We start from the raw sequence: 13,426 nt of genomic DNA on the forward strand, positions 1-13,426 counted from the left end.
CTCTTTTTTTTGTGCAACCTATCATCTGCAACTTTCCGTCTTCTGCCAAAAGACATCAAGTTCCATGTTACGTTGACGGCACTACCACGATAGGGCCGCTAAAGGCATTCACTGCAGGCGCTTCACCACTAAATTTCTCGTATTCAACCAAACAGGTGTAAGCACTGCACGCTTGCGCAAGTTCGGATGTACCGATATCCAGTGTCATGGTATTCGGGTCACCATAGGTATCTATCGCACCGATTTCAGAGCCAGTTGGGCCATACCAAGCCCCCTCTTGAATACGAATCACACCCGGCGGATAGTTAGCTGATACCACGGCTCCTGCAATGAGTTGCCCCCTGTCGTTGTACACGCGAATCAAATCCCCGTCTTTAATGCCTTTTGCTTTAGCATCATCAGGGTTGATATATGCTGGCTCGCGCCCTTGAACCGTATAGGTTTCACGGATAGCTGGGGATTCACACATTTGGGAGTGAAGGCGTTTATCTGGGTGGCAAGATTGCAGCCAATACGGGAAGGATGACGAACCTGGCCCACCATGAGAACGCTCGGCTTTTTCAAACCACATTGGGTGTTCTTGGCAATATTCATAACCAAAACTGCCAATTTTACGGCTGGTGATCTCAATGAAGCCTGAAGGTGTACCCAATGGATTCAACTCGGGATCTTCACGGAATGCCGCATGGCGAACAAAGGTGCTGCCTTCGCCGAAGCCCACATAGCCATCTTTCCAGAAGGTGCGAAAATCAGGCATCTCGAACTTACCTTTATTGGCAGCTACGCATTCGTTATAGAGCTTCTCAACCCATTGCATTTCTGTCATTTCTTGCGCGTATTCTTTGTCTTTTCCTGCACCAAAGCGCTGTGTTAAGCCTTTGAAGATATCAAAGTCAGTCCGCGATTGATAAAGCGGATCCACCAGCTTGTGCATGGCCAATACGCCCGTTGCCGAATAGGCACCGTAGAGGTCAATGTCGTTGCGTTCAAACTGGGTACAGGCTGGTAAGACAATGTCAGAAAAACGACAAGTGGCGGTCCACGCAAAATCGATGGTGACGGCGGTTTCAATATTGTAATACGCCTTCTTCATCCGGTTATGATCTTGGTGGTGATGCCACGGATTGTTTCCGCTAACCACAACCATTTTAATCGGTGGTAACTTCACTTTGTTACCATTGTGGTTAATCACTTTTCCTGGCTCTTCAATGGACTCTATCCAACGCGCCACAGGGATGGTGCTTGCGTAGCCTTTGAAATCCGGATTCGGATGCAACGGTGACATGCCGGGGTCGAGGTTACGAGGGAAGCCACCAGGACCTGCTGCGCCAGTTGCTGGCTCACCAATACCGCTGTAGTGGTGGGCATAAGACACCCCGCCGCCTGGAAGGCCAATGCCACCAAGCATACTAGCGATAACAGCGCCCATCCAATAAGGCTGTTCACCGTGCTGTTGACGTTGTACACACCAGCCAAACATCAGCTGAGTGCGTTCGCTTGCTATCATGCGCGAAAACTCGCGGATCTTCTCTGCGGAAACACCACAGATCTGAGACGCCCACTCAGGGGTTTTCTCGACCTTGTCTTTGCTTTTGCCCATCACATAATCAACGAATGGTTCAAAACCAAGGCAGTAGAGCTTGATGAAATCTTTGTCGTAGAGGTCTTCTGTGTACAGTGTGTGAGCAATACCCAACATAAATGGCACGTCAGTTTGCGGGTTAATATACAGATGATCACAACCCAGATAATCCTGCGTTTTACTCACGACGGGATCGACAGAAACAACTTTAATGTCGCCACTGGCCACTTTGTCTTTTAGCTCTGCAAAGTAGCCATACACATCATGGGTCGGGCACTGCCAGCCCACTTGGGCGTTTTTGATGGGATCATTGGCCCAAATAACGATTTGTTTGGCATGTTCCAACACCAAAGGCCACGATGTTTGCTGCGCATACACCTCCGTTGACCCTAGGACATACGGCATGATGGTTTGCCCTGCCCCAGTCGAGTAGTCCCCGATTTTTTTAACGAAGGAACCATGCATCGCAATGGCGCGCTGCATGTGCGTGGTACAACTGTGGAATTGCCCAGTTTGACGCCAACCGGTCTGACCCGCTAGCAAGCCAGAAGGCCCGTAAGTTTTCTGAACCCGCTCCAATTCTTCGTAAAACAGGTCGAGTGCTTGATCCCAAGTGACACGCACAAAACGGTTATCTCCGCGCGTCGTATTCCACCCTTCCGATTTTTTGAGCCAATCGAGTCGCACCATCGGGTATCTCACCCTCGACGGGTTGTAAATCAGCCCTTTAATACCCTCAAGCATTTCCGTGGGATGTTTGTCATGGCTAAATGCCACCACTTCGGCCACTTCGCCGCCCACAACCCGTGCTCGGAAAGCTCCCCAGTGGGAACCAGAAGTACGCCATGCACCTTCGAGCAATTCCGCATTCGCCTCCGCGTCCGTCGCAACTAACAGGCTTGGCCCGATCGCAACGGTTGCACTGACAGACAACATGCGTTTTAAAAAAGAACGTCTATTCATCGCCATGTCGCTATTCCTCTCAGTGATCAGCAAATGTGCTGGAGTGTTTTTGCAGATACTTCAACACCAGCGCCTGCGTTGCCTGATCGAAATTCACAAAGCCCATCATGCCATCAAACATGCCTGGCCACGTGTTGGCATCAAAGTGTGCAACATCGGGCTGGGTATGACACAAGCTACAGTTTGTGTCGTAAGCTTGTTTCGCTTCCGTCCAGACAGGATCGATGTTGTCGAGGAAGTTGGCTTTCTTCGCCCACAAATCCACTTCGACACGTTGCCATGTCAATCCGGTCAAATCGTCTTCTTTGGTTTCAAATGTGCGTACATCGGTATCGCTTTGAGCCACCGCTTTTGACAGGGCTGCCGAGGCAATATTCAACCCGAAGTCTTCATAAATCACTCGACCGAAACCTTTCATTTTACGCCAGCCAGTAATAGAGACCCTGATGGCCTCTTTGCTGTCATCAATCACGGTGACCTTGGTAGCAGGCTCAAGTACACCACCGTCGGTGGTCAGCTCTTTGTCGACGTACATTTCTAGGAAGTTAACGCTATAGACGGGTTTGTCTTTGTCGTAGCTGGTGCTGTGAGACATTGAAATCAGCTTGCCAAGCATACCGCCGGTTGAATCCATCTCTGCGGGCAGCTGATGGGCAATCCCTTTGTGACAATCAATACAGCTTTGATCACGCTCTGCAGCTTGCGCCATTTGTAGGCGTGCCGCTGGGCGCATGTTTTCAATCTGCATACTTTCGTATTTGTGACAGGTTTTACACTCGGCAGAGCCGTTCGCCGAAAACCTTGCCCACTCATGTTGAGCAAGCTCTAGCCGCTTATCAAGAAACTTCTCTCGTGTGCCAATCACGCCAAAAATTTGTGCGTATACTTCTTTACTGGCCTGCATTTTACGCGCAATTTTATCAGTCCAATTGTGTGGGACGTGGCAATCTGGACACGTTGCTCTCACGCCAGAAGTGTTAGACCAATGCACCGTGTGCTGCAGTTCAGGGTAGACATTGTCGCGCATAGAATGACAACTGATACAAAACGCTTCTGTGTTTGTTGCTTCTAATGCTGTATTGAAACCACCCCAGAAAATCACCCCAGCGACGAACCCCCCAAGGGTCAATGTGCCAAGACTGATTTTGGTTGCTGGACGTTTCAGCGTCGCCCAGAGTTTTAATAAAAATTCTTTCATCGTTATCTGCTCTTATTCATCACTCGGGAGGTGTTGCGGTAATTAGCCATGCCCTGGAGGGCCGAAAAAGAACACCTGACTCATCCAAATGATGAAACCGTAGCCACCGATGAGCATGACACTCAAAATCGGGAACAGAAAGACGGCAATAAAAAAGAATGCACGCCACTCATAGCTATGCTTTTCTGGCTCTTGAACAATATCTGCTTCTTGTTGGCTCATGACCTATTTCCTCTGTCTCGGTGTCGACACACGAGAATGTTCCAGCATTAAATTTATGTACAAAAGTAGTCTAGGAGATTGGTAATTGAAGGCTGTCTCTTTATTGACTCAGGGTTAAAAATAAAGTCATTGTTTACAGTACGGTAAGGGGTAGGGCGAGAAGTACACAATTAACTAAAATATAAGGATGGGGACAGGACGTCCCCATGTCTAAAATTACTGACTTGATGATACTTTGAGGACTTCTGCTAATTCGTCCAGCAGCTTCTGCGTATCATCAGAAAGGCGGTTAATCTCGTTGGTTGACTCCGATGAACGCGAAGCGAGTTGTCTCACCTCATCAGCCACCACAGCAAACCCTCGGCCATGCTCACCCGCTCGCGCCGCTTCAATCGCGGCGTTCAATGCAAGTAAGTTGGTTTGCTCAGAAATGCCATCAATCACTTTCGCAATATTGGATATTTCTGAACTTGAGTTTGCCACGCCATCCATAATCTCACTCATGCCTTCGCGCTGTTGAACTTGCGCCGTGACATCTTTGACAAACGCGGTGTACATGGTTTTCCCATCCACCTCCACCTTAGACAGAGAGAGCAAACCATAGGCCAGTTTTCCGTCTTTACGGTGAACGGGGACTTCTCGGCTAGAGCCGACGATTTTATCTTGACCCGTTGTACGGTTCGCGTTGACATAACCATCGTGGTTAGCTTGAATTTCTGGCGGCACGAGCATTTTAATGTTCTGACCCACGACCTCTGACGGATCATAGCCCCAAAGTTGTTGAGCGGCAGGGTTGAAGAAAGTAACTATGTTGTTTTCATCGATGGTAACAACTGCATCCAACGCCTGTGACAAGGTTTGATTGATGGCTTCTTGTGCCGTGCGCTGCTCGGTAATGTCCCGCACAAACGCGGTGTAACCAATGTTGCCGCCAATGTCGACTTTTGACAGCGAGAAATTCACCCAAATACGTGACTTATCTTTACGCTGCATTTCCAGTTCACGGGCAGAGCCCACAATCTTGTTGTTGCCCGTTCGGCGATTCGCGTTCACGAAATTATCGTGGTTGGATTGAAACTCATCAGGCACTAGCATACGAACATTGTTGCCAACGACTTCATCACTGTTGAATCCCCAAAGCTCTTCTGCTGCAGGGTTAAAGAATGTCACGTTGTTGTCGGCATCAATACTGACGACGGCATCGATCGCCTGTCGAAGCACTTGTTCATTTTCTTCTCGAGCCTGGCGCTCTAGAGTAATGTCACGAGCAAACGCGGTGTAGCCCACCTCGTCACCCACTTCGATACGAGAGAGTGATAGATTCGCCCACAACTTTTTGCCGTCTTTTCGCTCAAATTCCACATCGCGACTCGTGCCAACAATGATATCGACTTTTGATTCGCGATTGGTGTTGACGTAGGTGTCATGGAACGCGCGAATGTCTTTCGGAACAAGCATTTTGACATTTTGCCCGACGACTTCCTCTTTACTGTACCCCCACAATGCCACGGCAGCATCGTTCATATAGGTGACACAATTTTGACCATCAATAGAAACGACAGCATTCACTGATTGCGATACCATTTGCTCTGAACGTTCACGAGCAAGGACTTCTGCCGTCACATCACGGATAAAGACTGACCACCCCAAACCACCAGAAACTGAAATTTTGTTGAATGAGAGATCGCACCAGATCTTCTTATTTTCGTGGTTTTGAAGTTCAATGCGTGTTGTACCTTCTTGTAGGGCGCCAAGCTGTAACGTACTGATATCCTGCCCTACTTTGTCACTCCCAGAAACGCCAAAGAAACGTTCCGCAGAGGTATTCATATAGTGAATTCGATTTTTCTTGTCGGTATATACAATCGCGTCTGATGCTTTATCCAGAATCTGCTTGCTAACACCATCTGATTTGCTTCCAAACAATCCCATATCTCTAAACCTGTCATAAGTAGGAGGTGTGTGATTCATATTCGTTGCGTTTGTATAAATAGTAGACAGGGATTCTAATACCAACAAACATGAATATTTGGCGAGAAGCTTAAGCTCGGAAGATTAAGGGGACAGGCATCATTGACACCATTGTAAAGACGCTGGATTACCATTTTGAGTCTCTGTTTCTATTTACACTGTAAACACCCTTCACGACATAACCTGGCCTTTAAATCAAATACTTAAACTCGGAAACAGCTTTTTCCAACAATCTAATGAACGAATTTTTAATGTGTAAATCTCAGTGACTTACACATCAGGCATGTCGGCGTCATGGGTACTCGGTCCATCGGCGCTAATGACCGCACGCAGGCGCTCTGCAATACCCACTAATTCAGAGACCACGGCGGTTCGATCGGTAAAGCCTGGGGTAATCAAAATACGGGGGGCAACACCCAGCACGGATTCAGACGCAAGCAAAGCTTGCAGTCCCTCATAGACGCCGGTTTGCGTATTCACGCCCCCAATGTGGTTGGCCAGTTGTAGGTTGGCATCGTTATCCGCTTCGACGCGTATGGCACCACCATTGCCTCCGCCTGATCGGAGATACCATCAAGGGCCGCAGGCAAAGACCCGTGTCACCAAGTGGTACCGCTTCAGTACGACGGCCCGCAATGAGAACAAGGGTATTGAGTGGGAAAGTGTCGATGTCCGTGCTTGGCGCGGTACCAACGATGCCGATGCCCGAGCTTTTACGGTCCTGATAGGACGGGGAGCGCCGTCTAACTCGACGACTTCCATCCCGTAAAGAAACTATCGCGAGGGTAAAAAAGGGAATCAGGTGAAAAGGTGCATGTTAAGGGCACTCACTGAGGCTTATCGTTGTCTCTCCAACTAGTTTTCTATCTAAGTCGAACACCGAATACCTCACTGATACATATTCACGAAAATGGTTGTAGAACCCCCTACAAACCTCGATCAATACACTCTCTCTATCAAATTCATACGGCTCATCTTCCCCGAATAGATCATTGAACGTATAGATATATTCGAGCACCAAATACTCACCAACAATATCTGACCAAGTCAGCTCTTCATCTATTTCTACAGGCAACGTTTTTCTGGATTTATCGACAATATAAAATATTAACCTTTGTTGCTTAATCTTCTCTAAGAACTCATCGAAGTGAAGGTTAAATGACGCTATATAAAGATCGTTGTTAATTACCGCAAGATTCTCGATCTTTTCCGTAGCATTCTCGATGTCTTGCAAAGCAGCAAAACACCTATCAGAAGATGCTATGTCTGCTTTTGACATTTTTTCATCGCTCCTGATACGCTCGATAAAATCAGGGTTGAAAATTGGTGCACAGATTTCAGACATCATATTTTCAGCCACTATTTGCATCTCTTCTTCGCTGAAAGTTCTCCGATAAGTAGTTGCCGTTCTCTCACGAAAAGCATCAGAGAAGATACTTGCGATAAATTCTTCTATCACGGGCAAAAAACGTTCCTCATCTTCTTCCTTGAGGATTTTTTGTGCCCAGCGCTCCACTGCTTTTGGGATACCCCGATCAACACTTCTATCCACATACTGTCGATAAATATCCTTCTCTTCAGCTACTGTCATCCATGACAGAAACACCGTCACCAAGACACCTAGCCAAGCTTTTATTTTCATCGTCACCTCCTTGCGTGTGTGGCCGGTGTGGAAAATTCTATGCCCCTCACTTAGTTACAGCCCAGACATGCATTTATACCTCCACAAGCTTTGACAGCTCATCATTGGCAGTCGATTTGAGCTCATCGAGCAGTTCATCAACACCTGACTTATGTCCTTGTTGTTCAATCGCACTTAACACAGCAGACTCCATTACGTCGATGATGGCAACCGCAGCAGCCAATCGTTGCGCTATTTTTGATTGTAGGGTGGCAAGTTGTTCAGGCGTCTCATCTTTGGCTCGCTTTAAGCACTCAGCGAGCAGAATACGCTCATCACGCACAAGCTCCTCATCAAATCCACACCCTACTAATTGCCAGTCAGGAACCAGCTGCCTTGTACGCTTGATCCCCTCGGTATCAACGTTATTCGCAGATACTTTCGTGAACTTTCAAATGTCCTACAGCCTTACCTGCACCACACGAACTGCGGTTAATGTGGTGCCAATAATCACTCGCCTCTGGGATTGTTAGAATTCATCAGTTCGGGTGAGTGTATTGAGTATTGAGTATTGAGTATTGAGTATTGAGTATTGAGTATTGAGTATTGCGAGTGAACGAACGTGATAGCCTAGTAGCAATAAGATCGTCCCACCCTCACGGGCTTGCAGGGCTTTAATCCACCCCACCGCAGGCGCCGGTTCGCCTGCTTTACCTTTGATTTCAGTGGCATGTTCGATGTCGATGGGCAGGCCTGCGCCGTTAGCAGCAAAGGCAGCCACGATGGCGTTGGGGTCGTCATTGACCCAGCTTCGCCCGTCACGGCCGGTAATGGCGGTACCTGCAGGGATGAACTCGGCCCACACAGATGTCCCAACCTCGGCGCTATTGGTCGCGAGAGCTGAGATATCAGTGTTGAGGATAAGGGTTTCAGTCTTCATGCCCGCACGGTAGCGCGGGCAGTTTGGAGGGGATTAGGTGAAAAGGTTCAGTGGTACCTTTAGTCATCTCCTACAGGATATTGCCGTCTACCCCACAAGTGATGAAGCAAATTGAGACTAAACTCGGGATTTGTCAGTTTTTCGTACCGTACTAGCTGCCGCTTGACTTCTCTTAGCTCAAGGTAATGTCGAAACTGCGATGTTATTAAGAAAGCCAATATCACAAACAAAAACAATAGAAAAAATCCTACCAAGACTGACCAAATGGTTTTAAGCAAAGCAAACAAAACGAACATTGCCAGACCACTAACAACGTATAGAACACACATAAATAAGGTAAATAGGGTTAAAGCGCTGTCCGCTCTGTTAAACACAAATCGAAATTGCGCGCTGCCTGCCGGTCTTAGGTAACCGCCCACGCACCTGATCTGCTTAATGGTCAAATTGCCTTCACGATACATCGACAGAATTGGGGTGAGGCGCTGACACTCGATATCCAACTCGGTCGAAATCCTGACTGCCTCGTTATCGAGTATCGCTGCGAGCGTTTTCGCTTGCTCAGATGTTTTATCTTCCAGTGCTTCGTAAAAACTCTTCGTCAATAAAAAGCGACGCTTACGAATACGATGTTCGTGAAAGTTATCCCATGCAACAACCCCTTTAAACGCCATTCCCAGTAAGGCAACCAATAAGACAATGTATCCACCTATACCAAGATCAGTCTTTAGCGTTTCGATGCTAACCCCCATCAGTTCAACAGCATTCGTCACTTTCTATCTTTCCCTTGGCCACCATATACCCCGTGAATCTCGGAGCTGCGTTTATACTCTCTACCCACTTCAAACATGCAAACGCCTTACAATCTAGTCAGTCCATAGCAATCGAAAATAAATAACATCAATTTCATGAGGTTAAGATTCACCCGTGACTTATCAAGAAATTAAACTGTACAACTTTTGTACAAAAAACTTTACCTCACTTTTGAGAGCCTGTATATATTAACACTGGTTATATATTCATATTTTCCAGTGGGAGGTAATTATGTGGGTTGAAATGACAAACCTAAAAGCACTCCATCAGAGCATGCTTCGTATCAAGACAGACATGCAGCAGTTCCAGGTAAAAACAGGTTCAGCTAGCTTCGACTGTTTGTTTTCAACCCGGGATGCGCCTTTTGTGTTAACTCTCACCTCGCGCGGTGCCAGCCCCAAGTTTTTTCGGTTTGATGTCGTTGGTGGTTACAAGATAAAGCCCTACTTTGGGGAAGATTACAGTGAACTCGCCGCGCTGCTGAACTCCGGTGCCAATACCGGTCAAAAACTTATTCCTCGAAACTTTCTTGAACAGCTGAATAGCGCCATTCCGTCTAAGGCCAACGAAAAGAACGTCCCGCCTCCACAAGAAATCATCCGTCTAAGACCGGATATTACGGAGCAACGAGACCGACCTTACTTCGACACCTGGATGTATTGGACACAAGAATCAGGGCGCCACCCATCCACTGAGAACCTTGAGAAAACAAAGTTGGTCCTAGGCCGTGATGCTTGGGAATACAGCAAAGAAATGAATGCGTCTTCGAAATGGAGTGCCAAGGAGTTGGGCCGAAATTGGACCAGTGAAGAAGCAAACTTCAAGGAATCGGAGAAAGAGAAATAGATGCACAAAGACTTCCCAAATCTCAAACAACCTGATGGCTCCATATCATGTGGCGCCTACAGCCTCACCGCCTGTCTTGATGTAATGGGATTACTGCCCGTCCCCCATCGTCTTTTCCTTTATCAAATCGATTTGTCGAAGGGTGCTTTTGTTGGCGAGCAGGTTGTTCTTGAACCGACAGACTCTCTCACGGAAACTGCAGAAAAAATCTATTTGGTCACGGGGATCATTGATCAAAGTGAATACTCTAAACTCGTCCAAGATTCAGGCCTGAACGCCATCTCAGCGATGGCTTATGTGTTGATGTGCTTTGGCGTTAAGCCTCAGATAATTCTTCGCGACGAGAGTACATACAATCAGCTGGCTGCCGCATACCCGCAAGAACTTCGCATGAGCAACGCGTTAGATGTGCCAATTCTTTGCGGTATGGACAATCTAGCCATTGATGATGATAGCTACCTGATGCCAACGGCAGTTTTTCATAGGGAAAATCTCCATGTCGTAGCGATGAAACCTGACGGTGTGTGGTTTGACCCTGAACAGGATGAGCGACCGGACTGGCCAGCTCTGGTAAATTGGGATTCTATACCCGAGTCAGAGCTCGGGCATGAGTGGTTAGGGGTAACCTTGAGAATTCCACTCTCTCAGACATCAGTTGATAAACACATCTCAGGTACGGGCCATGACACCACTTTTCTGTCTACGCCAGCAGAGTAGCCTACTCCCTTTTGGTCTGTAGTGACGTGCGAAACCCAGCCGTTATGAACTTCCTGAGTCACGTAAATCGTTGAGAGGTCTTTGTTAATGAAGGCAATATGGCCATCAACGGTACCAATAGACAAACAATCACCCACGTGACCGAATGACTCCACACTGACCTGAAGAGGCAATGCCTTGATGAGATTCCCGCGCTCATCCAGTTGAACTAACTTTTTATTTTTCATAAAGACAATAATGTCATCATGAAATCTTATGGCTCCAATCACCTTCTCGCTCCTGTCGGTCAAAGCAACATACCCATCAGACAAGATAACGCCATTGTCCAAGTCTATGACTTTATGGTTATTGCCATCTTCTTTGAAGATGTGTAGGAATGCTTTGGATTCAGAGAGAGCATGATGAACCTTATATTTTGGCAACAATACCGGTATTTCTTTTGTCTGTTCAAAACTCGGTAGTTTGTAAATACGTACCGGACTACCTTTTGAGAATTTAATCATCGTTTCATCAAAAAAATGCCACTCAGTGTAATAGGCTGATGTCCGGCCATCTTTCTCTGTAACAAACGTGTATTCATCCATTTTCTTAATGAAATTAAAAACAAATTTGTTTTTGTAGTCTCCATAGACTCTAATTACTTCATCGTTTCTTTCGTCTTTGATAAAAGTAGAGAAATCTTCGAAATCTCTACTTTCTAAAAGCTCTAGAGCTGATGACAACACGAGGAGTTGGTCATAACCCTTGAAGTCATGAGCCGCATAGACACCATCATCAGCCCCCAACAAGTAAGCGATGCCAGCGTCCAATTTCTTTTCCCCTTTGACATCGAGTGTCATAGGCACCTGTTCGAGCTTGTTGGACGAACAAGCAGACAGAAAAATGACAGACATAACCAAAAAGACAAATCGGAAACTTCTCATTTCATATCCTTATCTAATGAAACTATCCATAGGTGAGGTAATACGACTTCAACGCTAAGAAGTCATGTTGTCACTCTCTTAGAACCTCACTATCAAATTGCAATCGAGCGCAGTCACAACATACCCCAGCCCCTCCAGCCTCGCCTTCGCAGGCTGGATGACACTCTCTTCCACCTCTGCGCTGATGGCATCAAAGCCGGTATCCGCACTCACCTCCGTCACCCCTTGACGGGCCATTCGTGAAACTTCTTCCAGGCACTTGGCTACGAGTGCTGCAGCACCATCTTCCAAAGCATGTTCAGCCAGCTTCTTCGCATCAGCGGCAGAGAGCTCGCCGGTTGGAGTGGTGGCGGACAGGAGGCTTTTTTCTAGGCGATCAATTAGTTCCGCATTCATCGAGCGCCTATTAACTTTGGCATTGCTTTCAAGTTCACTCTTCAGTTCTGAAGGCATTCTGAGCCCAAATGGGGCGATATCTCTGCTCACAAAAATCTCAACAGTTGGAAATCAAAAAAGTAGTTACACAGTGTAGTCAAATCAAACTTGCGATAATAGCTACACCGTGTAACCATTGCGTTACTTTTCACTACACCGTGTAGTCATGAGTGTGAGGATATTCAATGGAACATAAACAAGCTAACAGCCCATTTAGTATGAGAATGCCAACACCTTTGAAGGTCTGGATAGAGAAGCGAGCGAGAGAGAACTTCATGAGCAACTCAGCATTCGTCACTCAGATCCTTGTTAAAGAGATGAAAGAAGATAAAAAAGAAATTAGTCAGTAGATAAAGTGAGACCCCAAGAGCGGCAACTCTTGAGGCCTCGTCAACTCACCTATCAACAGTAGGAGAATCGACATGTCGACTCTAACAAACAACCACTTGGAAATCCAAAACGATATCAACCGTATGTTGGCACAGGCCAACGCCCTCATTGATATGCTCTGTGTCGATGACCAATACCGCACCATCGATGCCGCCACCCTATCCAATGCACTTTGGCTGTTAAGCGATCGCATCACCGACATCGACCATGCTTGCCAACAATTGTTCAAGGAGGCCGCATGAACGTCATCCCTTTCCAGTTCCAGCATGAAAATATCCGGGTAATAGAGCAGAGCGGTGAACCCTGGTTTGTAGCAAAGGATGTTGCGTCAATTCTTGGCTACAGCAACCCTCGAGATGCTGTAAATCGACACTGCAAAGGGGGGCGTGAAACACGACTTCCTACAAATAGCGGTGAACAGCTTGCAAAAATAATCCCTGAACGCGACGTCTATCGCCTCATCATGCGCTCAAAACTACCCGAGGCGGAGAAGTTCGAGGACTGGGTGGTGTCAGATGTGATGCCCTCGATTCGAAAGACAGGCAGCTACAGCACGGCCGACCTCTCACGCATGGATATCCTTAAACTCGCCATGCAAGCAGAAGAAGAGAAGCTCCGGCTGCAAGCCCAAGTGGCAGAGGACCGGCCTAAGGTTGAGGCCTATCACCTCATCGCGGATAGCCAAGGCTCGCTTTGTATCACCGATGCCGCCAAGAACCTGCAACTGCAGCCCAAAGCCCTCTTCACCTGGCTGGCTGCAAATCGCTGGATATACAAGCGGCCGGATGGAAAAAGCGGGATTGGTTAT

At 47.2% G+C, this 13,426-nt stretch carries 16 protein-coding genes; 5 read left to right on the forward strand and 11 right to left on the reverse strand.

The features are described from left to right. Positions 1-67: 67 nt before the first annotated feature. From torA to LRP50_RS18430, 9 genes are all read right to left on the reverse strand, one after another. Positions 68-2,551, reverse strand: coding sequence for a trimethylamine-N-oxide reductase TorA (torA, locus tag LRP50_RS18390; RefSeq protein ID WP_274165908.1), 2,484 nt, complete (start codon positions 2,549-2,551; stop codon positions 68-70). 13 nt (positions 2,552-2,564) lie between these two features. Continuing rightward, positions 2,565-3,743 carry a pentaheme c-type cytochrome TorC gene (torC, locus tag LRP50_RS18395; protein WP_274165909.1) on the reverse strand — a complete coding sequence of 393 codons (1,179 nt, stop codon included), beginning with the start codon at positions 3,741-3,743 and terminating at the stop codon, positions 2,565-2,567. A 42-nt stretch (positions 3,744-3,785) separates the two neighbouring features. Then, a complete protein-coding gene (gene torE, locus LRP50_RS18400) occupies positions 3,786-3,965 on the reverse strand; it encodes a trimethylamine N-oxide reductase system protein TorE (protein WP_274165910.1) in 180 nt (59 codons plus the stop codon). A gap of 216 nt (positions 3,966-4,181) precedes the next feature. Next, entirely contained in the window at positions 4,182-5,897 is a 1,716-nt protein-coding gene (locus LRP50_RS18405) for a PAS domain S-box protein (protein WP_274165911.1), read from the reverse strand. Positions 5,898-6,206: 309 nt separating this feature from the next. Further along, positions 6,207-6,416, reverse strand: coding sequence for a hypothetical protein (locus LRP50_RS18410; RefSeq protein ID WP_274165912.1), 210 nt, complete (start codon positions 6,414-6,416; stop codon positions 6,207-6,209). A gap of 337 nt (positions 6,417-6,753) precedes the next feature. Continuing rightward, entirely contained in the window at positions 6,754-7,578 is an 825-nt protein-coding gene (locus LRP50_RS18415) for a hypothetical protein (RefSeq protein ID WP_274165913.1), read from the reverse strand. Between the two features lie 73 nt (positions 7,579-7,651). Then, complete coding sequence (locus tag LRP50_RS18420) at positions 7,652-7,900, reverse strand: hypothetical protein (RefSeq protein WP_274165914.1); 249 nt, start codon at positions 7,898-7,900, stop codon at positions 7,652-7,654. Between the two features lie 186 nt (positions 7,901-8,086). After that, positions 8,087-8,497 (reverse strand): phage protease, encoded by a 411-nt coding sequence (locus tag LRP50_RS18425; protein WP_274165915.1) that lies wholly within the window; start codon positions 8,495-8,497, stop codon positions 8,087-8,089. A 59-nt stretch (positions 8,498-8,556) separates the two neighbouring features. Beyond that, a complete protein-coding gene (locus LRP50_RS18430; protein WP_274165916.1) occupies positions 8,557-9,267 on the reverse strand; it encodes a hypothetical protein in 711 nt (236 codons plus the stop codon). A 271-nt stretch (positions 9,268-9,538) separates the two neighbouring features. On the opposite strand from LRP50_RS18430, the gene LRP50_RS18435 reads away from it, so the two are divergent. Both LRP50_RS18435 and LRP50_RS18440 read left to right on the forward strand, forming a co-directional pair. Next, positions 9,539-10,153, forward strand: coding sequence for a DUF6037 family protein (locus LRP50_RS18435; protein ID WP_274165917.1), 615 nt, complete (start codon positions 9,539-9,541; stop codon positions 10,151-10,153). After that, positions 10,154-10,870, forward strand: coding sequence for a T3SS effector IpaJ family cysteine protease (locus LRP50_RS18440; RefSeq protein ID WP_274165918.1), 717 nt, complete (start codon positions 10,154-10,156; stop codon positions 10,868-10,870). On the opposite strand, the gene LRP50_RS18445 is transcribed toward LRP50_RS18440, so the two are convergent. Both LRP50_RS18445 and LRP50_RS18450 read right to left on the reverse strand, forming a co-directional pair. Continuing rightward, complete coding sequence (locus LRP50_RS18445) at positions 10,798-11,793, reverse strand: hypothetical protein (protein ID WP_274165919.1); 996 nt, start codon at positions 11,791-11,793, stop codon at positions 10,798-10,800. The two genes, LRP50_RS18440 and LRP50_RS18445, sit on opposite strands and share 73 nt — an antisense overlap. Before the next feature lie 78 nt (positions 11,794-11,871). Next, the gene (locus LRP50_RS18450) at positions 11,872-12,279 is read right to left on the reverse strand and encodes an Arc family DNA-binding protein (RefSeq protein WP_274165920.1); all 408 of its coding nucleotides are present in this window, start codon (positions 12,277-12,279) and stop codon (positions 11,872-11,874) included. Between the two features lie 134 nt (positions 12,280-12,413). On the opposite strand from LRP50_RS18450, the gene LRP50_RS18455 reads away from it, so the two are divergent. The 3 genes from LRP50_RS18455 to LRP50_RS18465 all read left to right on the forward strand — a co-directional run. Next, positions 12,414-12,578, forward strand: coding sequence for a hypothetical protein (locus LRP50_RS18455; protein WP_274165921.1), 165 nt, complete (start codon positions 12,414-12,416; stop codon positions 12,576-12,578). A 72-nt stretch (positions 12,579-12,650) separates the two neighbouring features. Beyond that, entirely contained in the window at positions 12,651-12,860 is a 210-nt protein-coding gene (locus tag LRP50_RS18460; RefSeq protein ID WP_274165922.1) for a hypothetical protein, read from the forward strand. Further along, on the forward strand, positions 12,857-13,426 hold a 570-nt coding region (locus LRP50_RS18465), incomplete at its 3' end, for a phage antirepressor (protein ID WP_274165923.1). The genes LRP50_RS18460 and LRP50_RS18465, both read left to right, overlap by 4 nt.

This window comes from Enterovibrio gelatinilyticus (assembly GCF_028683095.1).
GTDB classification, from domain to species: domain Bacteria; phylum Pseudomonadota; class Gammaproteobacteria; order Enterobacterales; family Vibrionaceae; genus Enterovibrio; species Enterovibrio gelatinilyticus.